General features: G+C 66.1%; 19 protein-coding genes and 1 pseudogene. 6 read left to right on the forward strand and 14 right to left on the reverse strand.

The window, feature by feature from the left end; all coding sequences use genetic code 11:
- Window positions 1–95: 95 nt before the first annotated feature.
- Window positions 96–803: pseudogene (locus GGQ89_RS17135) on the reverse strand (M14 family zinc carboxypeptidase); the annotation flags it as partial.
- Window positions 804–969: 166 nt separating this feature from the next.
- Between GGQ89_RS17135 and GGQ89_RS17140 the strand changes: the two are divergent.
- On the forward strand, window positions 970–2,157 hold the full coding sequence (locus GGQ89_RS17140) for a DUF2252 family protein (RefSeq protein WP_184106572.1): 1,188 nt from the start codon (window positions 970–972) through the stop codon (window positions 2,155–2,157).
- Here the strand turns inward: GGQ89_RS17140 and GGQ89_RS17145 are convergent.
- From GGQ89_RS17145 to GGQ89_RS17175, 7 genes are all read right to left on the reverse strand, one after another.
- A complete protein-coding gene (locus tag GGQ89_RS17145) occupies window positions 2,154–2,369 on the reverse strand; it encodes a hypothetical protein (protein WP_221239008.1) in 216 nt (71 codons plus the stop codon). The two genes, GGQ89_RS17140 and GGQ89_RS17145, sit on opposite strands and share 4 nt — an antisense overlap.
- A 202-nt stretch (window positions 2,370–2,571) precedes the next feature.
- Window positions 2,572–4,797, reverse strand: coding sequence for a catalase/peroxidase HPI (gene katG, locus GGQ89_RS17150; protein WP_184106598.1), 2,226 nt, complete (start codon window positions 4,795–4,797; stop codon window positions 2,572–2,574).
- Window positions 4,798–5,123: 326 nt separating this feature from the next.
- A complete protein-coding gene (locus GGQ89_RS17155) occupies window positions 5,124–6,413 on the reverse strand; it encodes a PQQ-dependent sugar dehydrogenase (RefSeq protein ID WP_338112268.1) in 1,290 nt (429 codons plus the stop codon).
- A 39-nt stretch (window positions 6,414–6,452) separates the two neighbouring features.
- Window positions 6,453–7,328: an NAD(P)-dependent oxidoreductase gene (locus GGQ89_RS17160; RefSeq protein WP_184106574.1), complete on the reverse strand. Its 876-nt coding sequence runs from the start codon at window positions 7,326–7,328 to the stop codon at window positions 6,453–6,455.
- Window positions 7,325–8,503, reverse strand: a complete 1,179-nt coding sequence (locus GGQ89_RS17165; RefSeq protein ID WP_184106575.1) for an enolase C-terminal domain-like protein — start codon at window positions 8,501–8,503, stop codon at window positions 7,325–7,327. Before GGQ89_RS17165 ends, GGQ89_RS17160 begins: the two co-directional genes overlap by 4 nt.
- On the reverse strand, window positions 8,500–9,756 hold the full coding sequence (locus GGQ89_RS17170; protein WP_184106576.1) for an MFS transporter: 1,257 nt from the start codon (window positions 9,754–9,756) through the stop codon (window positions 8,500–8,502). Before GGQ89_RS17170 ends, GGQ89_RS17165 begins: the two co-directional genes overlap by 4 nt.
- Window positions 9,746–11,443: a GH39 family glycosyl hydrolase gene (locus GGQ89_RS17175; RefSeq protein WP_240456299.1), complete on the reverse strand. Its 1,698-nt coding sequence runs from the start codon at window positions 11,441–11,443 to the stop codon at window positions 9,746–9,748. The genes GGQ89_RS17170 and GGQ89_RS17175 overlap by 11 nt, the downstream gene beginning before the upstream one ends.
- Before the next feature lie 388 nt (window positions 11,444–11,831).
- On the opposite strand from GGQ89_RS17175, the gene GGQ89_RS17180 reads away from it, so the two are divergent.
- Window positions 11,832–12,563 carry a FadR/GntR family transcriptional regulator gene (locus GGQ89_RS17180; protein ID WP_184106577.1) on the forward strand — a complete coding sequence of 244 codons (732 nt, stop codon included), beginning with the start codon at window positions 11,832–11,834 and terminating at the stop codon, window positions 12,561–12,563.
- Window positions 12,564–12,603: 40 nt separating this feature from the next.
- Here the strand turns inward: GGQ89_RS17180 and GGQ89_RS17185 are convergent, their stop codons facing one another.
- Window positions 12,604–14,160, reverse strand: a complete 1,557-nt coding sequence (locus GGQ89_RS17185) for a DHA2 family efflux MFS transporter permease subunit (RefSeq protein ID WP_184106578.1) — start codon at window positions 14,158–14,160, stop codon at window positions 12,604–12,606.
- A 125-nt stretch (window positions 14,161–14,285) separates the two neighbouring features.
- Between GGQ89_RS17185 and GGQ89_RS17190 the strand changes: the two genes are divergently transcribed.
- Window positions 14,286–15,338 carry a type III polyketide synthase gene (locus tag GGQ89_RS17190; RefSeq protein ID WP_184106579.1) on the forward strand — a complete coding sequence of 351 codons (1,053 nt, stop codon included), beginning with the start codon at window positions 14,286–14,288 and terminating at the stop codon, window positions 15,336–15,338.
- Window positions 15,335–15,853: an isoprenylcysteine carboxyl methyltransferase family protein gene (locus GGQ89_RS17195; protein ID WP_056432681.1), complete on the forward strand. Its 519-nt coding sequence runs from the start codon at window positions 15,335–15,337 to the stop codon at window positions 15,851–15,853. The genes GGQ89_RS17190 and GGQ89_RS17195 overlap by 4 nt, the downstream gene beginning before the upstream one ends.
- Here GGQ89_RS17195 and GGQ89_RS17200 read toward each other — a convergent pair.
- From GGQ89_RS17200 to GGQ89_RS17220, 5 genes are all read right to left on the reverse strand, one after another.
- Entirely contained in the window at window positions 15,816–16,070 is a 255-nt protein-coding gene (locus GGQ89_RS17200) for a hypothetical protein (RefSeq protein WP_056432684.1), read from the reverse strand. The genes GGQ89_RS17195 and GGQ89_RS17200 overlap by 38 nt on opposite strands.
- A 113-nt stretch (window positions 16,071–16,183) precedes the next feature.
- The gene (locus tag GGQ89_RS17205; RefSeq protein WP_184106580.1) at window positions 16,184–16,558 is read right to left on the reverse strand and encodes a response regulator; all 375 of its coding nucleotides are present in this window, start codon (window positions 16,556–16,558) and stop codon (window positions 16,184–16,186) included.
- A complete protein-coding gene (locus tag GGQ89_RS17210; protein WP_184106581.1) occupies window positions 16,551–18,758 on the reverse strand; it encodes a PAS domain-containing sensor histidine kinase in 2,208 nt (735 codons plus the stop codon). Before GGQ89_RS17210 ends, GGQ89_RS17205 begins: the two co-directional genes overlap by 8 nt.
- A gap of 178 nt (window positions 18,759–18,936) precedes the next feature.
- Window positions 18,937–19,989, reverse strand: coding sequence for an alcohol dehydrogenase catalytic domain-containing protein (locus tag GGQ89_RS17215; protein WP_184106582.1), 1,053 nt, complete (start codon window positions 19,987–19,989; stop codon window positions 18,937–18,939).
- Window positions 19,986–21,044: a patatin-like phospholipase family protein gene (locus GGQ89_RS17220; protein WP_184106583.1), complete on the reverse strand. Its 1,059-nt coding sequence runs from the start codon at window positions 21,042–21,044 to the stop codon at window positions 19,986–19,988. The genes GGQ89_RS17215 and GGQ89_RS17220 overlap by 4 nt, the downstream gene beginning before the upstream one ends.
- A gap of 135 nt (window positions 21,045–21,179) precedes the next feature.
- Between GGQ89_RS17220 and GGQ89_RS17225 the strand changes: the two genes are divergently transcribed.
- Together GGQ89_RS17225 and GGQ89_RS17230 are read left to right on the forward strand one after the other, a co-directional pair.
- A complete protein-coding gene (locus GGQ89_RS17225) occupies window positions 21,180–22,688 on the forward strand; it encodes an MFS transporter (protein ID WP_184106584.1) in 1,509 nt (502 codons plus the stop codon).
- An 88-nt stretch (window positions 22,689–22,776) separates the two neighbouring features.
- On the forward strand, window positions 22,777–25,002 hold the full coding sequence (locus tag GGQ89_RS17230; protein ID WP_184106585.1) for a hypothetical protein: 2,226 nt from the start codon (window positions 22,777–22,779) through the stop codon (window positions 25,000–25,002).
- Window position 25,003 lies beyond the last annotated feature (1 nt).

Consider the following 25,003-nt stretch of genomic DNA (forward strand, 5'->3'; position numbering starts at 1 on the left):
GGGGGGAAGCTACGTCCGGGCTACGCCCGGCCTCCGCTTCCCCCCACACGTCATCTACGATGTCGCTGACCCTTCAACTGCGATGTCGCTGTGCAATACTGCATGTCGAAGCCTTCGCTGACATGACAGTCGATATAGAGGATCGGATCGAGCGCGCGGATCAGGCCGATCATCGCGCGCGATTCCGGCGCATCCAGCTTGGCGTAATCGCGATTGAGATCGATATTGCGCGCATTGGCGTCCCGCCCCTTTTCGACCGGGCCCCGGATATGCGGATAGTTGTAGGCGCTCCTCTGTTCATGCCCGTCGATATTGTAGATCGGCACGAACACCAGATCGACCTGATCGAGCAGGCTGTCCTTCCCGCGCAGCGCAATATCGCGCAGCAGCATCAGCCCGGCATCCTTGCCGTCGATCTCGCCCGAGTGGATGCCGCCCTGCACCAGCACGACGGGCTTGCCCGCACCGCCCTTGCTGGCGCGGACATAGATCATCTCGCGCCCCTGGGTGGTGTGGCCGAACGTCTCGACGCGGATGAAGGGCGACGCCGCTTGCAGGCGTGCGAGCCATGCCCTCACCTCGGCATAGCGCGGCGTCGTTCGGAAACCCGATGCCTCGACCGGGGTGATCCAGGGATCGCCCGCCTTTGCGATCAGGGCCTCGCTCTTCCCGGACCATGGCAGTGTCGGCGGCAGGCGCGCGGGCTGCTGCGCATTCAGACTGCCTGCCGTCGTCAGCAGCAAAAGGCCGAGAAGGGGAGCACGCTTGGTCTGCAAGGCAGCACTTTCATAGGGGACCGACATGAAGCCGCCGCTGTATGATACGATATAGCGTACCGCAACCCGGTGCTTGTATCGGCCCGATATGGCTTGTGTGGCGACAGCCCAAATCGCGCCGCCAGCAATGTTTTGTTACTTTCGGCGCACCGTCGCGTTGTCGTGGGGTAATTCGTTCGAGGTCCCGTCACACATGCCATTTCCCGCCGATCGCAATGCCATTCTCGAAGCCCGTCGTACGCTGAAGATGGCGCGATCCGCCCATGCCTATGTCCGCGGCAACACGGCGAAATTCTACGAATGGCTGGCAGCGTCCAAGACGGCGCGGCGGGTGCCGCAGGGACCGGCGATCTGGATTTGCGGCGACTGCCATCTGGGCAATCTGGGGCCGGTCGCCAATGGCCGTGGCTCGGTGGAAATCCAGATCCGCGATCTCGATCAGGCCGTAATCGGCAACCCCGCCCATGACCTCATCCGGCTCGGCCTGTCGCTGGCCACGGCGGCGCGCGGCTCTGACCTGCCCGGTGTCGTGACCATGCGCATGATGGAGGCGATGGTCGAAGGCTATGCCACGGCCTTCCGCGATCCCGATCGCGACGATCCCGACCTCGACTCCGAAATCGTCCGCAGCGTCGAGCGTGAGGCCCTGGGTCGGCGCTGGCGCCATCTGGCCAAGGAAAGGCTGGACGCCGTCGAACCGCTTATCCCGCTGGGCAAGAAATTCTGGGAGTTGTCGCCTGAGGAGCGTGAGGCACTGACCGCGCTGTTCGCCGACGAACGGGTCGGTGCCATGGTCCTGTCGCTGAAGGGCAAGCCGCAGGACCGCGAAGTCCGGCTGGTCGACGCCGCCTATTGGATGAAGGGGTGCAGTTCGCTGGGCCTGCTGCGCTACGCCGCGATCGTGGCGCTCCGGACGCGCAAGGGTAACTGGTCGTACGCGCTCGTCGATCTGAAGGAGGCGACCGATCCCATCGCCCCCGCAGCGTCCGGCGCGAAAATGCCGGGCGACCCTGCGGAGCGGGTGGTGACCGCGGCCCGTCATTTGTCCCCCTATCTCGGCGAGCGGATGATGCCCGTCACGATGCTGGACCGCTCGCTCTTCATCCGCGAACTGACCCCGCACGACATGAAGCTGGAGGTCGATCAGTTCAGCCAGGGCGAGGCGGTTCGCGCCGCCCGACATCTGGCTTTCGTCGTCGGGACCGCCCATGCGCGTCAGATGGACGCGGCCGCCCGCTCCGAATGGCTGGCGATGATCGAAGCGGATCGGAGCGGTGCGCTCGACACGCCGTCATGGCTATGGGAAAGCGTCGTCACGCTCTCCGGCAGTCACGAAGCGGGCTATCTGGAACACTGCCGACGCTATGCCATCGCCGCCTAGCGATCCGTCGGAATTGACCCGTTGGCCTCGGCGATCAGGCGCGCCATGCGCGCGGCGTCCTTGGCGACCTGTTCGTCGTCCAGTTCGCGACGCAACCATCGCATCTCGTGAAGATTGCCGTGCTCGTCGAGCTCACCACATCCGATCCGCTTGCCATAGTCCAGCAGTGCGCACGTCGCCCCGGGGACATGCGCCCGGACGATCTTCTGCACCTCATCGATAACATATTCGCCGGAACCAGCAATTTGCGTCATATCATCCTCTGATCGAGCCTCGGGATAGCATTCGCATCGACGCGTACGAAGCCATTTCTTTGCCCCTCCCCGTATCGGACGGCGTAGCGGGCACGAAAAAGGGGCGCGGTGCCCGGACCTAGGTCCGGCGCACCGCGCCCCCGTGAGGCAATCGACGGGCTTAGCTGGCCTGGTTGGCCGACACCGGCTTGGCGGTCACGTCGAAGCGATCGGCGTTCATCACCTTCACCCAGGCCCGCACGAAGTCGCGCACGAACTTTTCCTCGTGCCCGTTCTCGGCATAGACCTCGGCGGTCGCGCGCAGCTGCGAGTTGGAGCCGAAGATCAGGTCGGTCCGCGTCGCGCGCCACTTTTCCTGGCGGCCGCCACGGTCGTAACCGATGAACTTCTCGTCGCTTGACGCATCGACCAGATCCCAGAAGGTATCATTGTCGAGCAGGTTGACGAAGAAGTCGTTGGTCAGCTGACCCGGACGATCGGTCAGCACGCCTTCCGGTGCATCGCCGAAATTCGCGCCCAGCACGCGCAGGCCACCGACCAGCACGGTCATTTCTGGCGCGGACAGGCCCAGCAGCGCCGCCCGGTCGAGCAGCAGCTCCTCGGTCTTTACCGGGTTGCGGGTCTTCAGATAGTTGCGGAAACCATCGGCCTGCGGCTCCATCCACTTGAAGCTCTCGACATCGGTCCATTCCTGCGTCGCATCGCCGCGACCGCCAAGGAACGGGACGCTGACGTCGAACCCGGCATCACGCGCCGCCTTCTCGACCGCCGCCGAACCCGCCAGCACGATCGCGTCAGCCAGCGACATGTCGCCGCGCAGTTCGTTCAGCTTGGCCAGAACCTGCTGGAGCTGTTCGGGCTCGTTGACCGCCCAGTCCTTCTGCGGAGCCAGCGCGATGCGGGCACCGTTGGCGCCGCCGCGATGGTCCGACCGGCGATAGGTCGATGCCGAGGCCCAGGCGGTCTTGACCAGCTGCGCGACCGTCAATCCGCTGGACAGCACTGCGTCCTTGAACGCAGCCACGGCCGCATCCGACGGTGCAGTGCCTTCGGGCACGGGATCCTGCCAGATCAGCGTCTCTTCGGGAGCTTCCGGCCCGAGATAGCGGATCTTCGGCCCCATGTCGCGGTGGGTCAGCTTGAACCAGGCGCGGGCAAACGCATCGTCGAGCGCCGACTGATCGTCGCGGAAACGCAACGCGATCTCGCGGAACTCGGGATCCATCTTCAGCGCCATGTCGGCGGTGGTCATGATCGTGGGCACGCGCTTGTTCGGGTCGCGCGCGTCGGGGGCCATGTCCTCCGGATCAGGATTGACCGGGGTCCACTGCTTGGCACCCGCCGGGCTCTGCGTCAGCTCATAGTCGTACTTGAACAACAGCCGCAGATAGTCGCCGGTCCACTGGGTCGGATTGTTCGACCAGGCACCCTCGATGCCCGAGGTCGTGATATGGCCCTGGCCGATCTCCTCGCTGTCGGTCAGCCAGCCGAGACCCTGCTGGTGGATCGCTTCCGAGGCGGGGTTCTTGAAGCCCGTAGGCGGCTTTGCACCATGCGCCTTGCCGAAGGCGTGGCCACCGGCGGTCAGCGCCACCGTCTCTTCCGAGTTCATGGCCATGCGCTGGAACGTCGCCTTCATGTCGCGCGCCGAGGTCAGCGGATCGGGATTGCCGCCGGGACCTTCGGGGTTGACGTAGATGAGGCCCATCTGGATCGCGGCAAGCGGCCCTTCGAGCTCGGGCAGTTCCTCGGTGATGCGGGTCTGCGCGCCTTCGTCGACCCACAGCTCTTCGGCACCCCAGAAGGTGTCACCCTCCGACGCATAGACATCCTTGCGGCCGCCCGCGAAGCCGAAGGTCGGGCCGCCCATGCTCTCGATCGCGACATTGCCCGCCAGGATGAACAGATCGGCCCAGCTGATATGCTTGCCGTATTTCTGCTTGATCGGCCACAGCAGGCGCCGAGCCTTGTCGAGATTGCCGTTGTCCGGCCACGAGTTGAGCGGCTCGAAACGCTGCTGACCCGAGGACGACCCGCCGCGCCCATCGGTCACGCGATAGGTGCCCGCGGCGTGCCAGGCCATGCGGATCATGAAGGGGCCATAATGGCCATAGTCCGCCGGCCACCAGGGCTTGCTGTCGGTCATCAGCGCGAGCAGGTCCGCCTTGACCGCGGCATAGTCGAGCGTGTTGAACGCCTCGGCATAGTCGAAATCTTCGCCCATCGGATCGGGCGAGATGCCGTGTTGGTGCAGCATGTCGATCGGCAGCGCATCGGGCCACCAGTCCTTGTTGGTCCGCCCCAGCAGCGACCGCGCCTTGACTTCGCCGCCGCCCTTGCCGCCCATCGGGCAACCGCTGCCCTTGGGCTGTTCGTAATCGGCCATGTCGGTGTCCTCTTCCAACCGGTGTTCCTATGGGAGCGAAGGTGCCGCATCGGACAACATGCTGTCCAAGCGATTTTTCGGGCCTGACAGATTTCATTAATCGATCACTATCGGCACCGTGCTCATGGAACAGAATGCCTATGACCGCGACCGGTTGCAGAATGACAGGACGGACCATCTGTCGGGTCGCACGTCCCAGCCCGCTGGCGGGCGGCGGGGAATGACGACCGTCCGCCCCGCCCTGAAAAGCGGGAACGGACGGTACCTATCAAGAAGCGCGGGTAAGACCGCCGGGCGATCTTCCTCCGGCCCGGCGATCCGGCGACTTACGCCGAGCGTCGCGACGTCAACCGCAGCAACCGACCGCCATCGCCATCCTCCAACACCCACAAGGCGCCATCGGGACCGGCCGTCACGAAACGGATGCGGGCCCCCATGTCCCAGCGTGCCGCTTCCCGTGGCTTGATGCCGTCGAACGTGATCTGCACCAGCAGGTTCGATCCCAGTCCACCGACAAAGGCCGAACCCCGCCATTCGGGGAACATGTTGCCCCGATAGAAGGTGAAGCCCGCAGGTGCGATGACCGGGTTCCAATAGAGCGCCGGTTGCCGGAACTGCGGCTTGGTGTCGGGACGCGGGATCGGCTTGTCGTTGTAATTGTCGCCATAGGAGACCAGCGGCCAGCCATAATTGGCGCCCGGTTCGATCAGGTTGAGTTCGTCGCCGCCCTTCGGCCCCATCTCGGTTTCCCACAGCCGCCCTTGATCGTCGAAGGCGAGGCCGTAAGGATTGCGCAGGCCGCTCACCCAGGTTTCGGCCGGGGTCAGGTTGGGCGCGGGCATCGTCGCCTGCCGGACCTTGGCGGTGGCGGCGGCGACCGTATCCTCGGGCGGATCGATGATGCCGATGCTCGTCGCGCCGGTCTTGCCCGCCGCCGGATTGCCCGCCGCCGGATTGCCGGGCGCGGGCTTGCCGTCCAGGGTCAGGCGCAGGATCTTTCCGAGCGCCTGATCGGGGTCTTGCGCCGGGGTGAAACGCTGCCGCTCGCCCACCGTCAGGAACAGATGCTGCCCGTCCGGCGAAAAGGCGATATAGCCGCCGAATTGCCCACCCGCCCCGCGCGGCAGTTGCCGCCAGATGACCGACAGGTTCGCCAGCGAGGCGCCCCCTGCACCTTCCATCAGCGTCGCACGCGCAAGGGCCAGCCCGTCGCCGCCTTCGCCCGGCTCCGCATAGGTCAGATAGACCTGACGATCCTGTGCGAAGGTCGGCGATGCGATGACGAAGAGCAGGCCGCCCTGCCCTTCATGATGAACCGTCGGCACGCCGCCGACCGGGGTCTTGGCCCCCGCCTTCGTCACCAGCCACAGCTTGCCCGGCTTTTCGGTGACCAGCATGCGGTCGTTGCCGATAAAGCTGAGCGCCCAGGGATCGTCGAACGTTGCGATCGCCTCGGTACGGAACGGCTTGGACGTCGCGGGCTTGGCGTTCCCGTAATTGACCGGCGCTTCCGCGGAACTTGCCGTGGAGCCGTTTTCCTCCGCCTTGCCGCAGGCGGTCAGGGTCATCGCCAGCGTGGCAAGCGGCAGGACGAAGGGTGGGATGCGATGGAACACGGGGGATGAAATCCTTGGCAAAGACGCGGGAGACGGGTGTCAGCAATGCTGGGGGCGAAGCGGCTCGACGACGGCGGCGATATCCTCGTTTGCCCGCCCGGCCGCCGCCGCCGCCTCGAAGCGGGTGCGTGCGGCAGCGGCGCTGGCGAGATCGATACCCTGCGCGTCGAACGCCGCCTGGGCATAGGACAGGTCCTTGGCCATCAGCGGGATCAGGAATTGCGGGTCATAGGCACGCTGAAGCATCCGCCCCGCGACCGCGCCCAGCAGCGGACTGCCCGGCGCGCCACTGGCCAGCAGGCCGACCGCACGGTCGACATCCAGCCCGCTCCGCTCGATCATCGCGACGGCCTCCGCCAGGCTGGCGATCTGCACGCCGCACAGGAAATTGTTGACCAGCTTCAACAGCGCGCCGCTGCCGGTATCGCCCAGATGGATGGTTTCGCTGCCCATCGCCGCGAGAACGGGTTGGGCCGTCTCCACATCGGACGCGGCACCGCCCACGAGGAAGCGCAGCTGCCCCGACGCGGCCTGCACCTTGCTTCCCGTGACCGGCGCATCGAGAAAGCCGATACCGCGCCCCTTGGCGGCGGCGGCCAGCTCGCGCACCCAGTCGATCGTCAGCGTACTCGCCTCGATCAGAATGCTGCCGAGACGCATCGCCGCCAGCGCGCCCGCGTCCAGCCAAACGGCGCGGGAGGCATCGTCGCTCGACAGCATCCCGACCGCGACATCCGCCTGCGCCACCGCATCGGCCGGTGTCTCGGCAACGTGCGCCCCGGCGGTTGCCAGCGAGGCGGCCTTGTCCTTCGAGCGGTTCCACACGGTGACGTGGAACCCCGCCTCCAGCAGCTGGCGCGCCATGCCGCCGCCCATGATGCCCAGGCCCAGCAGGGCCACATTGCGGATCGTCATTGCGTCACCTCGAATTGCAGGAGTGCGGCCTCGTCGATCTCCAGCCCCAGGCCGGGAAGATCATCGGACAGCCTGATATAGCCATCCTGCGCGACGGGCTCGCCCTTGAAAATATACCAGAACAGCTCGTTGCCCACTTCCACGTCGACCTTGGGAAAATATTCCGCGATCGGCGAGTTCAGGCTGGCCATCACGACGTGATAATTATGCATCTGCCCGGCATGCGGTACGACCGGGATGCCATGCGCCTCGGCCAGCGCCTGGATCTTGCGGGCGGCGGTCAGGCCGCCGACCCGGTTCGTGTCGAACTGAATATAGTCCAGCGCGCGAGCCTCGATCAGCTGGCGGAAGCCGTAGCTGGTGAATTCATGCTCGCCCGCCGCGATCGGCGTCGATCCGAAACGGCGCAGCTCGTGATAGCCATGGATATCGTCGGGGATGATCGCCTCTTCCAGCCAGCGGAGGTTGAACGGCTCGATCAGCCGCATCATCCGCTTCGCATAGTCGAGGCTCCAGCCCATATAGGCATCGGCCATCACGTCGATCTCATCGCCCACGGCTTCGCGCACCGTACGCACCAGCTCGACATTGCGCGCCATACCCGCCGCACCGTCGGCCGGGCCCCAGCCGAAACGCAGCTTCATCGCGCCGAAGCCCTGCGCCTTGTAGCGTCGGGCTTCCTCGGCCAGCTCGTCGAGCGGCACGGAATAGAGGCGGCTGGCATAGACGGGAATATGCGGCCGGGTGCGTCCGCCCATCAGGCGGAAACAGGGCTGCCGGGCGTCCTTGCCCATCAGGTCCCACAGCGCAATGTCGATGGCGGAGATCGCGGCCATCACCACGCCCTTGCGCCCGAACGCCATCGTCTTGCGGTACATGTGCTGCCACAGGAACTCGGTGTCCCACGGATTGCAGCCGATCAGCAGCGGTGCCAGCGCACCGTCGATGATCTGCTTGGCGACCATCGGCGCCAGCGCGGCATTGCCGATGCCGACCAGCCCGGTATCGGTGAATATCTCGACGATCAGCCAGCCGTGGAAGGTGAAGCTGCCCATCGTCTCGGGTGACAGCATGGGCGAAACGGCATCCATCGGATTGGTGCAGAAATGAGGCGGCAGGGCCTGTGTGCGGCCCTTCCACTGCACGACTCGGGTGCGGACTTCGGTGATCTTCACGCGGTGTTTCCTTCACGGTCGAGTTGTTGGATGCGCGGAACCGCCAGACAGATCAGCGCGAAGGCCAGGACATGGAGCGAGGCGGCGACCGCCAGCACGGGGGCGTAGCCATGGCCATGGTCGAGCGCCCACCCCGCCGCCTGGCCCATGACGATGCCGCCGAACGCGCCCCCCATGCCGACCAGTCCCGCGAGACGCCCCAGCGCCGCGCGCGAGATCATGTCGGTCGGCAGCGTCATAACCAGGGTCGACCAGCCTTGCTGGCCGAAAAAGGCTAGGCTGAAGATGGCCAGCACCATCCCCACCGTTTGCGCCTGCGGCACCAGCATCACCCAGGGCATGCACGCGGCACAGGCGGCCAGCGCGATCTTGCGGGCGGCGTTGACGGACATGCCGCGTGCGAGCAGTCGGCTCGACAGCCAGCCCGCGCCGATGCTGCCGCCGCCCGCCGCCGCATAGGGAATCCAGCCCAGCGTCGCGGCCTGTTTGAGGTCGAAATGATGCACCTCGAACAGATATTTGGGCAGCCAGAACAGGTAGAAATACCAGGCGCCGTCGCTCAGGAACTTGGCACCGACGATACCGGCGACCTCACGCCGGGCAAGAAGCGCACGAACCGTCGGCGCCTTCGCGGGATGGTCCGGCACAGCCGCCTGCGGGCGCGGATCGCGATAGGACATGGCCCACGACACAGCCCAGACCAGCCCCAGCGCGCCGGTCACGAAGAACACCCAGCGCCAGCTCGCCAGGCCGAACCAGTTCGCCTGGGCGAGCAGCAACGCGATCAGCGGCGGGGCGATGACCGCGCCGACCGATGTCCCGGCATTCACGATACCCATCGCGGTCGCACGGGCGCTGGGCGTGAAACGCTCGGCAATGGCCCGTGTGGCGGCGGGAAAGCCCCCGCCCTCACCGATGCCCAGCAACAGCCGACTGGCGACCAGCGCCACGACCCCGCCCGCCAGCCCATGACTGGCGCAGGCCAGCGACCAGAACGCCATGATCGCGACAAAGCCGACCCGCGTTCCCACCCGGTCGAGCAGCCAGCCGCCGCCCAGATACATCAGGCCATATGTCGCCAGGAACGCGGAATCGAGCAGCGCCTTGGTCTGGTTGCTGATCGGGATATCCTTCTGGATATGCCCGATCACCCAGGGCAGTGTCTGTCGATCGAGATAGCTGATGGCGATCGCCGTCGCCACCAGCAGCGCGATCCCCCATGACCGTGTGGCAATCGGGGTATCAACGCGCATTCAACACGACCAGCGCGACGCCCTGTCTGGGCACCGTGATCGACGTGGTAACCGTGTCGCGCGCCTCGGCCGTCAGGGTGATGGGCTGCGGCTGCATCGCCGATGCCTTTTCCAGCGCGGCATATTGCGTGACGTTGGGATTCAGCGGCGACCCCATCTTCTTCCAGGCGGAAAAGGCATTTGCGTTATCCTCATCGACGCGGAACAGCGTCGCCGTCGGGGCCCGGCCACGGACGCCCCGGATCGTCAGGCGGATCGCAGCACTCGGGCCGGGCACGTCGTCATCGTGATAGTGCCACAGGAGGACGGCGACCTGGCCATCCTTGGTCCGCGTGGCGAGCGTGCCGACATCCGCCTGCCCCCGCACGCCTTTGGCCATGATCTCGTCCAGCGGCAGCTCCGCATCGCTCGTCGCGGCCAATTGGTCGGTTCCCAGCTTCGCGAACATCCGGAACACGTTGAGCACGGGCAGGTCGATGCCGTTGGACGACAGCTGGCGATACCCCGCGAACCAGGGCTGGTCCTCGAACTCAAACGCCCAGGTCAGCACGCCTTCCAGATTGACGTTGCGCCGCTTTGCCAGGGCCCAGATGCGCGGGAAGCTGGCCGCCGTATAGCTGGAATACATGGTGCCGTTGCGATAGCCGTTCTTTAGGCCGGGACACGCCGCGCAGCCCTCGGGATCGCTTTCGCCGATCACGACCGGCTTGGACGCCAGCGCTGGCATGGCCAGCGTCTTGTCGAAGCCGCCGTTCACGCCGCGAAGGTGAACGTCGAGACCCATGCGGACATGGCCGTCCACGAACTTGGGGTCCCCCTTGGCATGGAAGGCCAGGAAGTCCGTCGGCGTTCCGATCTGGCCGGTCGCGTAGTTCTTGCCGCTGGTCACATGGCGCAGGAAGCCGTCCATGAAGCTGCCACCGGGACCCGCCGAATCCATGCCGCCGACCCGCGCCGTGGGCAGCGCGCGGCGAACGCCATCGATGGCATAGTCGTGCAGCTTGTAGAACTCCTCCGGCGTGCCCTGCCAATAGGCTCCGTTCGGTTCGTTCCAAACCTCGAAATACCAGCGTTCGACCTCGGCACGGCCATAGCGTTCGACATTGTGGCGGGTCCATTGATAGACCAGCTCGCGCCACTTGTCATAATCCTTGGGCGGATAGGCCCAGCCGGTGATGATGTATTTATAGTCGAAGCCCGGACGCCAGTTGTGCCGGTACGGCGTCCCCGCCGGGGCCGTCGACATCGCCTCCGGCATGAAGCCGATCTGGAGGTACGGCTTCACGCCCCGCGCGATATAGGTGTCGATGATGCGGTCGATATTGGTCCAGTCATAGATCGGCTTGCCGTCCTTGGTCTCCCGATAGATATTGGTGCTGCCCCATTTGAACGCCGGTGTGCCGTCGCCGGTGTTCAGCAGGTTGTGCGCCCGGAAATACACCTCGCCGCGCCGCAGGTCGCCCAGTTGTACCAGCAGCTTCTCGCCGTCCTTCATCGTCGCATAGTTCGGTACGTCTGCCCCGAAGAACCGCCACGACGGCGGCAACGCCCCGACCGTCTTTGACGCATCCACCGAGACCGCCACGGGTCGCGGCGCCGCCACCGCCGCCGGGGCGGACTGCCCGTACGACGGCGCGGACATCAGCAGCGCGCCCATGGCGACCGACAAGCCGCTGAAATATCTCATGACCTTATCTCCATAAAGGCGTTGGGGATCGATCGGGGACACGAAGGTCCGCTGCGAAAGCGCAATGATGGACGAGAATAGGGCTCAGCGGCGGCGAACGCCCCCACTGCGCCTTCCGACGCCGTGCGAACCGCAAACCGAAGCGGCGCGGTTCCGTTTCGCACGATCGCCTTGAGCAGCGCGACACCTATCCCCTGCCTCGCCATAGCCCCTCTCCCCAAGCGGTATGCAACCGCCTCAAGCCACAACCATAACTTGTAGTACCAGATTCCACAACGACAAAGAATTGGGACTTTATCGTATCTTGTCCGTTCGCAATCTTGTAAGACATTGGACCCGACAGCGGTCGCGCTTGACGCATACCGGCTGTCGTCACCATGGTGTTGATATGACTGCCGATGACGCCCCCGACTTCGTTCGCAAAAGCCGCCCGACCGACATACGCGGGGGGATTGCCCATGAATTGGGGGTGGCGATCGTGAGCGGCAGGATGGCTCCCGGCACCCCGCTCGTCAGCGAAGAGCGCTACAGCAGCGAGAACGGCGTTTCACGCGGGGCGTATCGCGAGGCGCTGCGAATCCTGGCGGCCAAGGGTCTTATCGTCAATCGCGTGAAGAGCGTCACGCGGGTGACCGAACGGGCCAAGTGGAACATGCTCGACCTCGACGTCCTGGGCTGGATGTTCGAGGGGGGACCGACGCCCGAATTCATCGCCAGCATCTTCGAACTGCGCAGCATCGTCGAACCGTCCGCCGCCATGTTCGCAGCCCGGCGGCGTGACGAGCGGCAGCTGGCACGCATGGGCCATGCCCTGGGAGAGATGGAGCGCTATGGCCTGCTCGACCCTGCCGGGCGGGCGGCCGATCAGGCCTTTCACCTGACGATCCTGGAGGCCACGCGGAACGAGCCGTTGATGACCCTGTCCTCTTCGATCGCGGCGGCGGTCGAGTGGACGACCCGCTTCGCCAGGGACGAGCGCCGTCAGTATCGCGACCCGATGCCGGATCATCACGCGGTGTACGCCGCCTTGATCGAAGGCGACGGGCGGGCCGCCCGTCACGCCATGGAGATACTGATCGGCAACGCGTCCAGCGACGCCGGTGTCGACCCCGATCGATGATGGGAAGGGAGTCGGGCCCTTAGGGGTCGGATTCTCCGCGTCATTCCACGGGGGTACGCCGCACCCACAGCACCGCGAGCAGGACGATGGCGGTCAGCACCCCGCACATCGCCCAGGCCGCGTTGACGGCGGGGACGAGCGCGGCCTTTTCCACCAGCGGCCGCACCATCTCGACGGCGAAATCGTCGAGCGGCTGGCCGCGCTGTTCCAGAAAGGCGTCCTTGGGGATGCCGATGCGCAGCGCCGTGTCGAGGTCACCCGCCTGAAGGCGGCTGGCGATATGGCGCCCCTCGGTCGCGGCGCGGCTGAAGATCATTGTGTCGACCAGTGCCAGCCCGACCGCACCGCCCAGATTGCGCATCAGGTTGAACAGCCCGCTGCCATCGGCGACCAGCGTGCGCGGCAATCGGCCCAGCGCCATGCGGGTCGGCGGCAACAGGCAGAACATGATCGCCGCGCCGCGCACCACCTGGGGCAGGATCATCGCGTGGAAATCGGTCTGCGCGGTCTGGCTCATGCTCATCAGCAGGCCGATCGCGAACAAGCCGAAGCCGAAGGCGGTCAGCCAGCGCGGATCGACCCGCCGCTCGGCCCAGACCGCGATGGGCGCGCTCACCAGTTGGGCGATGCCGGTGACCAGCATGATCTCGCCGATGCGCAGCGCGCCATGCTCGCGCACCAGTCCCAGGAAGAAGGGCATCAGATAGGTCGAACCGAACAGGCCGAACCCCAGGACGAAGCTGAACAGGCATCCGATCGCAAAATTGCGGTCGGCAAAGCAGCGCAGTTCGACCAGCGGCACCGCCGCGCGCCATGTCCGTACGACGAACCCGCCCCCGCACGCCACGAAGACGGCCAGCAAGCCCAACACGCGCGCATCGCCCCAGCCACGCGTCGGCGCGTCCTTCAACCCGATCTGCAACGCGACGAGCGCGGCGGCGAGCAGGACCAGCGCCGCAATGTCGATGCTACGGCGCGTGCCCGATCGCTCGACCGCCGCCTGCCCGCGCAACAGCCACGCCACGCCCAGCGCCGCGACGATACCCGGCACGATGTTGATGCGGAACAGCCAGTGCCACGAAAAGGATTGCGTCACCCATCCGCCAATGATTGGTCCGATGGTCGGCGCCAGAACGGCGGCCACCCCGGCGATGGTGGTCGCCAGCCCCTGTACCCGTACCGGGAACAGCAGAAAGACGGCGGAAAATACGATGGGGATCAGCGTGCCGCCCGAAAAGCCCTGCACGACCCGCCATAGGATCAGACTTTCGAAACTGCCGCTCATCGCGCACCCGATCGAGGCCAGGGTGAACAGGCTGACCGCGCCGACGAACAGCCGCCGCATCCCCAGCACGTCGGTCAGATACCCCGTAAGCGGGATCGCGACGATCTCGGCGGTCAGATAGGCGGTCTGGATCCAGACCATCCGATCGGGCGCGATACGCAGCGCGGCCTGGATCGTCGGCAGCGAGGTCGCGACGATCTGTACGTCCAGGATCGCCATGAACATGCCCAGGCACATGCAGGTGAAGCCGGCCCAGGCGGCGAACCCGGCCGTCTTCGGCTCGGAGGCGGGCGATGCGGTCGCGGGTGTCATATCGTCGCTGCGCCTGCCATCCGTCGACCCCGTCCTGTATTTTTCGACAGGTTGAACAAGCCGCGACGCGGATCGTTGCGCTCCGGTATCCATTTCCGCCGGTTGACCGGCTACTCGGACGGTGCATGTCTCAACCGGTTGCCCTTCTGTCGCTTGCGACGCGCACGCCCCATCATCGACTGTCCCAGGATCAGGCCCTCGCTACGGCGCGGGCGTTGATCGGCGACCGCTTCGCCGATTTCGACCGGCTGGCGCCCGTCTTCGACCATGCGGGCATCGCCGAGCGCCAACTGGCCATGCCGCTCGACTGGTATCATACGCCCCGCTCGTTCGAGCAGCGGAGCGCCGCCTATCTCGACGTCGCACTCAACCTGTTCGTCGCCGCCGCCGGTGGTGCGCTGGAGGAGGCCGGATTGGAGGCCCGCGACGTCGATGCCATCGTCACCGTCTCATCTACCGGGATCGCCACGCCCAGCCTGGAGGCGCGGGCCATGGCACATCTGTCATTCCGGAACGATGTGCGGCGGGTGCCGGTCTTCGGCCTGGGCTGTGCGGGCGGCGCCACCGGGCTGGCGCTTGCCGCCGATCTGGCCCGCGCGCGACCGGGTTCGACGGTGCTGTTCGTCACGGTCGAACTGTGCAGCTTGGCGCTGAGGACCAACGGCGCGGACAAGGCCGACCTGATCTCCACCGCGCTGTTCGGTGACGGCGCGGCGGCGTGCCTGCTGCGAACCGGCGACGAAGGCTTTGCCCAGATCGTCGGTAGCGCGGAACACACCTGGAACGACACGCTCGACATCATGGGGTGGCGCACCGAGCAGACGGGGCTGGCCGTCGTCCTGAACCGCGCGATCCCGACCTTTGTCGAGCGCGAGATGCGTCAGGCCGTGACCGGCATGCTGAATGCGCAGGGGTTCGCCTTGTCGGATATCGACCGTTTCATCTGCCATCCCGGCGGGGCGCGCGTGCTAGACGCGCTGGAGATCGCCCTTGGCCTGGAGCATGGCGCACTGGCGCAGGAACGTGCGGTTCTTCGCGACCATGGCAACATGTCCGCGCCGACCGTGCTATTCGTGCTGGACCGCTATCGCCGGGAAGGCCTGCCGCTTCGCTCTCTGCTGAGCGCCTTGGGGCCGGGCTTCACCGCCTCTTCGCTGGTGCTGGAGTGCAATCGATGACCCTACCCTATGCCATCATGGCGTTCGTCACGCTCCAGCGGTTGAGCGAGTTGGTCATCGCGCGGCGCAACACCGCCCGGCTGATGGCGGCGGGTGCGCGCGAATATGGGGCGAGCCATTATCCGGTGATGGTCGCGATGCATACCGCGTGGCTGGTCGCCCTGTGGTTCAGCGTGGGCGGCCGGACGGTCTCCTGGCCGTTGCTCCTGGTCTTCGCCGTCTTGCAGGGGATGCGGATCTGGGTGCTGGCGACCCTGGGTCCGCGCTGGACGACGCGGATCATCGTCCTGCCGGGCGCGTCGCTGGTCGCCCGGGGGCCGTTCCGTTTCCTGCGCCACCCCAATTACGCGGTCGTCACCGCCGAGATCGCGGTGCTGCCCCTCACCTTCGGACTGGTCGGCATTGCCGCGCTGTTCACCGTCCTGAACGCGGCGATGCTGTATGTCCGGATCGGCGCGGAGAACCGCGCGCTGGGCCTCAGCGCCGGGTCGCAGCCGCCTCCCGCTCGGCCTTGATCCGCAGCATCGCGGCGTGACAGGTGGGCGAGGTCTGATCGATCTTCTGGATCATGCAGGCCTCGACCTTCTTGCGGCTCATCGACTTCATCTCCATCGGGCACAGCCGCCGCGCCTCGGCGACGCAGGCCTTCTTGCCCGGATCGGGCTCGGCCTGGGCGACGCCGATGGTCAGGGGCGACAACAGCGCCGCGATGGTCAGGGCTTTGTACATCATGCGACTTGCACCTCGTGATATCGTGGCTGCGATGTACCCCACAATATGGGTGACAGGCCAGTTTCGGATTTCACGGATCGAAGCGAAAACCGAGCCGCTCTCCCGTAATGAGGTCATTCCCGATGGATCACCCGGCCGATCGCTTGCGCGATCCGGGTGATGGTCGTCGGCTTTTCGCAGCGGGCCACGGTTGCGAAGCGGGTCGGCAAGGCCCCTCCATCATATCCCGTCGTGAAAATCAGCGGTATTCTGCGTTCGATCAGGATGTCGGCGACCGGATAGGCCAGGTCCCCGCCAAGATTGACGTCGAGAATGGCCCCGTCGATCCGCCGTTCGGATCGGGCCATCTCCAAAGCCTCCCGGAGCGTGCCGACCGGGCCCACCACCACCGCGTCAGCCTCGCCCAGTTCGATCCGCAGATCGTCGGCGATCAGAAATTCGTCCTCCGCCACCAGAATATGACAGCCGCTTAGTGTTCGTTCAGCCATACGCCCCCACCTCCTTGCTCGCGGAAACTGGCAGTGAGATCGCGCAAAGCACGCCGTCCGGGCCATGCTGGTAGGATGTGCGCGCCCGCAGCTGATAGGGAAGCGCCCGCTCGATCAATTCGCGGCCCTGGCCGGTACCCTTCGGGGCCGATCCGGCGGGCGGCATGGCGACGCCGCTTTCCCGCCAGTCGATATGCAGCCAGGGCTGCCCGTCATCGCCCATGGGCTCAAGCGACCATGTCACGGCAAGGTGCCCGGTCGCTTGTCCCAGAGCGCCATATTTCACCGCATTCGTCGCGAGTTCGTGGAGCGCCATCGCCAGCGTCTGAACGGTCGACGAGCGCAAGCGCACGCCGGCCGGTCCCGTCAGCGAGACATGGTCCAGGCCGCCGTTGATCGCCGACAGCTCGGTTCGGATCAGATCGTCGAACATGACACGATCGACGTCATGAAGCCGGGACAGTAGCCCCTGTACCCGCGCCAGCGACTCCAGACGGTCCCGAAAGCGCAAGCGGAAGTCCGATAGATCGGCACTGGACCGCGCCGTCTTGTCGGCCATCGACCGCACGACGCCGATCAGGTTTCGGGTCCGATGCTGGAGTTCGTCGACAAGGATCGACTGGCGTTCCTGCAATTCCTTCAATTGCTGAACATCGGTCGTCGTGCCCAGCCATTCGACGATGCGCCTGGCATCGTCACGAACCGGCATGGCACGCATATGGTGCCAGACATAGGCGCCGTCGCTCGCGCGCCGGACCCGGAACTCGACGTCGATACGGCCCGACAAGGACGCCCCGTCCCATGCGCGCAGGACGGCATCATGATCGTCCGAACAAACCGCATCGAGCCAGCCGCGACCGATGCTGGCCGTCAGACTCTGCCCTGTAAAGGCTTGCCACTGGCTGCTGGCCCAGCTCCACTGACCCAGTTCGGCCGAACGCCAGACCAGTTGCGGTATCCCCTCGACCAGCAGGTGCAGCCACGCCTCGCTGGCTCTCACGCGTTCTTCGATACGGCGTCGCTCGGTGATGTTGGTGAACAGGACAGCGACATGATGAAGCCCGGTGTCGAGCGGAAAGATATTGAGATCGAACAGCCGGTCCAGGGTCGGCTCGCTTTCCTCGACGCGGATCGAGCGGCCGGTATCGAGGACCTGGCCATACAGCTTCGTCCAATGCGGGTTCGGCGTGCCCAGCAATTCCGTCGCGGTCTGGCCGACCGGCCACGGCATGCCCGTATGTTGAAGGAAGGCGGGATTGACCTCGACAAAGCGAAAGTCGGCCCAGCGGCCATGGTCATCGCGAAGGACCTCGACCACGGCATAGGCCTCATCCATCGATTCGAAGAGGGCGCGATATTTGGCTTCGCTGTCGCGCAGGGCCGTTTCGGCGCGTTTGCGCGCGTCAATGTCGATATTGATCCCCGCCCATTTCTCGATGCGCCCCTCGGCATCGAGGACGGGACCGGCACGAACATTGGTCCAGCGCCAGCCGCCATCCGGGGCACGGAGCCGAAACTCCGCATCGACCAGCCCCCGTATCGTCATCGCCTCGCGCCACTGGCGTTCGGCATAGGCGCGATCGTCGGGATGAATGGCATCGAGCCAGCCATAACCCAGCCATTCCGTCTCCGTCTGGCCGGTATAGGCCCGCCAGCTTGGGCTGTCGGTGACGACGACGCCGTCCGGATCGGTTTCCCAGACCGCCTGCGCCCAGCTTCCGATCAGCAGTCGATGTCGCGCCTCGCTTTCGCGCAGGGTGCGCTCGGCCAGGACCTGCGCGGTCGTTTCCCGCAAGGTCCACAGGACACCGGCGACCCTGCCCGCCTCATCGCGGACCGGGGCATAATCGACGTCGAACCACGCATCCTCCAGCCGGCCGTTGCGCTGGACGGGATAGCGCTGCGCCTGAAGGCGTGCCGACTTGCCCGCCATTCCCGCCGCGATGTCCGCCGCAAAAACATCGCGCGACCGGGCAAAGGTCTGAAAGGCGGACTGTCCCAGCGCGTCGACATGGTGTTCGCGCAAAAGTTCGGTGAAGCGGTCATTATAGAGGTGGATGGCCTCCTCACCCCAGACAAGGCTCATCATGCTGGACGACGCAAGCATGAGATCGACCACCGTCTTCAGGCTCTGCGGCCAATGTCCGATCGCCCCCAATGGCGTCTCGGTCCAGGCCCGATCGCGGATGCGGACCGCCATTCCCGTTTCGCCACGGGGCCATGGCGGCACATCCTCTCGATCTTGTGCCACCATCTCTCCGCCTCGCTGATCAGGTCTTGCAAAAGATCAGAAGATCACGCCCGACACGTCGCCGGGCAGTCCGCTAACCTGTTACGTAAAAAAGATAATCAAACATCCGTCTAAGCGTCCATGGCTGTCATATGGTCAGTCCGACGAAGATGGCTCCCGTCCGTGCCCGATCCTGCGCCGCCTCGAACGCCTCGTTGATCTGGTCGAGCGGGAAGCGATGGGTGATCAGTTCCTGCGTCTTGAGCACCCCGCGCGTCACCAGGTCGAGCACCTCAACCTGTTCGGCATGGATGTCGTGAAAGGCGAAGCTGGCGCTGGGGATCAGGGTGATCTCGGACATCTGGATACGCTGCCACTCTAGCGGGATGGCGATGGCCCCCGCGTCGAAGCCGCCGACGATGACGACCTTGCCGCCGCGCCGCACCAGCCGCGTGGCGAGCGGCAGCGTGTCGGGCATGGACTCACCGCCCGCGCATTCGAATACGATATCGGCACCCCGATCGTCGGTCTGGCCGAAGATCGCTGCCTCGGGGTCCTCGTCGTCCGGGTGAAGGGTATGGTCGGCGCCCAGCCGCTCGGCCAGGGCGAGCGCGTGCGGCATCTTGTCGATGATCGTCACGGTCGCACCGCTGGCCTTGGCGAGCATCAGCTGGCCCAGCCCGATCGGCCCCGCCCCGATGATCGCCACGCGCGACCCGATGGTCAGGCCCGACAGATGCTGGGCGTGCAACGCCACGGCATAGGTGTCGAGCAGCGCGGCATCGTCATACCCCACATTGTCGGGCAGGCGGTGGAACTTGTGCTGCGGTCCGACGACATATTCGGCATAGGCGCGCGAGACGCTGGCGCGGCGGGTGGGATAGAGATCGGGGCAGCGATTATATTGCTGCACCCGGCACCAGTCACAATGACCGCAGCCGAGCACGGATTCGACCAGCACCCGGTCGCCGATCGCGACGCGGCTGACCGCCGGGCCGACCTCGACCACTTCGCCTGCCAGTTCATGGCCCATGATGCAGCAGTGCAGTTCCTCCTCCGCCTTTTCCCAGTGGCGCAGGTCAGTGCCGCAGATGCCCGCCATCCGCACCCGCGCCTTGACCCAGTCGTCGGCAGGCAACTGGGGTTCGTCGACCTCGGCGATCTCGAAACGGCCATCGGCGGTCTTGCGGGCGGCTTTCACGGCATGTCTCCCGAATGGGCGGCGAGCGGCTCTTGCCGCGCCGCGATGGTGGTCGATGTCAGCCCCCTGCCCCCGAGGGAAATCGCCCCCTCCGCCAGCGCCGCGACCAGCGCACGAGCGTCGCGCAAGCCCGCATCCCAGCGCCCCCGCACCGAACGGGGCGAGAAGTCCAAAGCCTTGCCCGCGACTTCGTCCTGCTGCTCGGCATAGCGAAGCTGCACCAGCGTGACCGATGCCTGCGCCATCTCGGGAGCGGTGGCATAATGGTCCTGCCAGCGGGTGAGCGTCCGGCGCGACTGTGCGGCGAAGACCAGATCCTGCGTCCGGCTGATCATGCCGCCGATGGTCGGTGCGCGGGGGCCAGCCAATGGCAACAGGTCGACCGCGATGCATAGCAGCGGCCCGTCACCGGGCCGGGCCAGCATGGGGTCGAGCGGCAGATTGGCGGCCAATCCGCCATCGACATAGAGTTCCCCGTCGATCGCGACCGGAGGAAAGGCAGGCGGCATGGCGCAGCTGGCCCGGATATGGTCGGGCGTGATCCTGTCGCGCCCGTTGTCGAAGACGACCTCGGCACCGGTATCCAGTGCGACCGCCTGCACCATGTAGCGGACCCTGCCGCCATTCAGCCGCTCGAAATCGACGAGACGCGCCAGCGTATGGGCCAGCGGCGTGGTGTCATAGAGCGCTGGCGTATCACGCTCGGCCAGAGCGGTGCCCAGCGGCGCGAACAGCCCCCGCCGCCCGCCGAACAGCGTTGCGATCACCTCACCGCTGCGCCGCCAGCTGTCGATCATCCCGTCCCACGCGAAAGCGCCGACGGCGCCGGTGCGGTCCGGCCGCCACAGGTCGGACAGCCGCGACAGGATATCCGCCGGTGCATTGCCCGCGATGATCGCGCCGTTCATCGCTCCGGCCGAGGTGCCGACGACCCAGTCGGGCGAGATGCCCGCCTCATGCAGGGCCTCATAGACCCCGGCCTGATAGGCGCCCAACGCATTGCCCCCGGCCAGGAGCAGAGCGATGCGGAGATCGGGCGGCAGGTGAGGAGTCATGCGCCAACAAACCCGCAAATGCCCGGATGGTGGCGTACAAACGCCCGCAATACCCAGAAAACTCAATGATATAGATCAGGCCCTATGTTGGTCGGCAGAAACCGGGATCGCCGACGGAACGTTGCCCCGGCACTCATGTCTTTGGACCCGCAAGCCGAACTGACCACCGCCGACCGCGAACGCGGCTTGCGGCTGCTCGTCGTCGAGGCGGGGTTTTCGGGTGGCGCCGCCGCGCTCACCAGCGGGGTGATCCTGACCGCCTTCGCGCTGCATCTGGGGGCGTCGAACGTGATGGTCGGCATCCTGGCGGCGATGCCGTTCCTCGCGCAGTTGCTGCAACTGCCCGCCATCCAGCTGGTCGAGCGATGGCGGCGGCGCAAGCGGATCGCGGTCCTGTCCAGCCTGGTCGGGCGGACGATGCTGGCCGTGATGGCGGTGCTCGCATTTTTCAGCGGGACGACCGCGCTGCTGATCTTCCTGGGCGCGCAGATGCTGCTCTGCGGACTGGGCGCGGTCGGCGGATGCGCCTGGAATACATGGATGCGCGACCTCGCGCCCGATGATCGGCTGGGCGACGTCTTTGCCCGGCGGACGGTGTGGCTGACCGCGATCAGCCTGATCCTGGGGCTGGTCGCCGCGCTGGCGCTGGACCGGACGCCAGCGGGATCGCCTGCACGGGACATGGTGTTCGCCGCGATGTTCGCCAGCGGCTGCGTCACCGGGCTGATCAGCGCGCGGATCGTCGCGATGATGCCCGAGCCGTTGATGCCCCCCGCCCCCGGCTCCATCGCATTGCGCGCCTTGCTGGCCCAGCCGCTGGGCGACCCCAATTTCCGCCGGTTGCTGGTCTTCGTGGCGAGCTGGCAATTTGCGATCAACCTCGCGACCCCCTTCTTCACCGTCTTCATCGTCCGCCAGCTGCATTTCGCGGTCAGCTTCGTGCTGTTGCTCAGCGTCGCCAGCCAGGTCGCCAATATCCTCGCGCTGCGCCTCTGGGGGCGGCTAAGCGACCGGTTCGCCAACAAGTCGGTACTGGCGGTGTGCGCCCCGGCCTATATCCTGGCGATCGTGGCGATGATCGGCGCATCGCAACTAGGCGACCGGGGGGCGGTGAAGCTGTGGCTGATCGGGCTCCACCTCGTCATGGGCGCGACCATTGCGGGCGTGACGCTGGCCAGCACCAATATCGCGCTGAAGCTGTCGCCCAAGGGGTCCGCCACCGCCTATGTCGCGGCCAATGCGATGACCACCGCCATCGCGGCCGGGATCGCGCCGATCCTGGGCGGGCTGCTGGCGCAGTTCTTCGCCGCACGCCAGTTCGAACTGGTGGCGCGGTGGCGCAGCCCCAACGGCATCTTCACCCTGCCGATCGTGCTGACCGCCTGGGATTTCTATTTCCTGCTGGCGGGTCTGATCGGCCTCTATGCCATTCATCGCCTGTCGCTGGTGCGCGAGCAGGGCGAGATCGAGCGGCGGGCCATGGTCGGGCAAGTGCTGAACGAGACACGGCGCAGCATCCGTAACATCTCCTCGGTCGCGGGGCTGCGCGCCGCGACCGACCTGCCCGGCGCTCTCCTGCGCGATGCCCGCACCCGCATCCGGCTGAAACGCGCACAAGCGGCGCGGGCGGGACGAATGCACTGACCCAGTTTAGCGGAACGCCATTTGCCCGGAACTCCGTTCTTTCCGAGGGGGTTGGCCATCATCCCCGTCCCCCTTTCGGAGTGATGCCATGCCCCGAACAGCGACGGCCGAAGCGCCGCCCGCGATCAGCCCCCATCTGCTCGACCTGCGCGACCTGCTACGCGACGAACCCGCGCCGCTGGCCGATTTCACCGTCGGCGATCTGATCATCCGGCTCCACCGGACCGCGACATCGGTCTTCGCGATCGTGCGCCGCAAGGGCAGCGCAGGCGGACTGGCGGTGCGGGCCGCCTATATACCGATGAGCTTCGACTGTGCGCTGCTACCGCCCGAGAAGGGCGAGGTTGCCCGGCTCCGCCTGACCAGCGCGATGGGCGAGCATGTCATCTCTTATATCGCCGACCGGCTGGCGGTGGAGCGGCTGCGCATCACGACCTGCTTCACCCCGGCCCGGCCGATGATGCTGCCCCCCGCCCCGCGCGACCTCTATCCCCTTGGCGCGAGCGACGATCCCCTGCGGGCGCAAGGCGTGGTCGAGGCGTCGCAGCGCGGGCTGAACACCGGCCTCCTCTATTTCCGCATCGAGGCGCCAGCCTTTGGCAATGTCCTCTACATCCAGAATTTCACCGCTTCGAACGACTATTTCCGCACGACCGGCACCGTCCCGCGCGAGGCGGTGGCGGGGAACTGGCCCGAACTGGGCTATGCGCTGCCCCTCCCCGATGCCGATGCCGATCCCGCCGAGGTCGCGTTGCCGGCGGGCGAGAGCGTCACGCTGTCCGACACCATCCTGGTCTTCCGCCACCATGCACCCCCGCACGAACGCGAATCCGCCCGCCAGTTCGTGCAGATGCTGGGCAGCGCCTATGACCTGCTCGATCCGCCCCCCGTCGCCTATCGCGACTGGATCGACCGCGCCGAGCGGGCCGCGCGCGATCTGGACGAAGCCCCCGATGCCACGATCCGCCATTACGGCCATCGCTATGTCCACCCCTATACGGGCGCCGAATATCCCGACATCATGGTGCAGATGTCGGTCATCGCCGCGCTCCGCCGATGGGGCGATTGGCGGGGCGAGCCGCATCCCCTGGAAGCGGCGTTCAAGGCGGGGCTGCCGCGCTTCTTCGACGAAAAGCTCGGCACGTTCCGTCGTTATCTGCCCAATGTCGGCAAGGACAAGAATGCCGATGCGGTCGACAGCTGGTATCTCTATCACCCCCTGCTGAACCTCGGCACGCTGGCGCTGGGTGGCGATGACGATGCGCGCGCGCTGTTCCTGAAGGCGATCGACTATGGCGTGCGGGTCGCGCGGCATTTCGACTATCGCTGGCCGATCGAATATGACGTCACCGACTTCTCGGTCATCACCAAGGAGGCCCCCGTCGACGGGCGCGGGCAGACCGATGTCGGCGGCATCTATGCCTGGGTCATGCTCCAGGCGTTCGAGCTGACCGACGACAAGACCTATCTCGACGAGGCGCGCGCGGCGATCGACGCCGCCATCGGGCTGGGCTTCAACCTCAACTATCAGGCCAATCTGACCGCCTGGGGCGCCGCCGCCTGCATGCGGTTGTGGCGGATCACCAATCGCGACGCCTATCGCGAGCAGAGCTATGTCTATCTCGCCAGCTTCCTGCACAATGCGGTGATCTGGGACAGCCGCATCGGCCATGCCGCGCATTACGAGACGTTCCTGGCGGTCACCTGTCTGCAGGACGCGCCTTATATGGCGATGTACGAGTGCTTCGACAGCTATGTCGCGTTCGAGCGTTATCTGGACGATGGCGGCCCCGACCTCGACCCCGAGGCGCGGATGCTGATCGGCGAATATTGCCGCCATGCCCTGTCGCGCGCCTGGTATTATTATCCCGACGCGCTGCCCCCCGAAGCGATTGCAGAGGAACAGCGCGAGGCCAACGGCCATATCGACAAGACCCTCTCCTTCCCGCTGGAGGATCTCTATCCCGATGGCCAGCCCGCCGGGCAGGTGGGACAGGAGGTGTACGGCGCGGGCGCGGCGTTCATCTTCGCAACCAGCGCCTTCCACCAAGTCGAGGGCGCGCCGTTCCGCCTCTATTGCGACATGCTGGTCCGCGCGGTCGAGCGGGTCGGCGACCATGCGCTGTCGATCGTGCTCGACGGGGGTGAGACGCGCACCGCCTCGCTGCGCCTCGTCCGGTTGAAGCGGCGCACGCTGACCGACAGCCGCGTCACCACCGCCAGCGGCGAGACGATCGCCCCCGATGCCGTCAGCGCCGACCGCGTCGATTATTGCGTGCCCGCGCAAGGCCGCCTGATCCTGACCTGGGAATAAA

Source organism: Sphingomonas yabuuchiae, assembly GCF_014199595.1.
Lineage (GTDB): Bacteria > Pseudomonadota > Alphaproteobacteria > Sphingomonadales > Sphingomonadaceae > Sphingomonas > Sphingomonas yabuuchiae.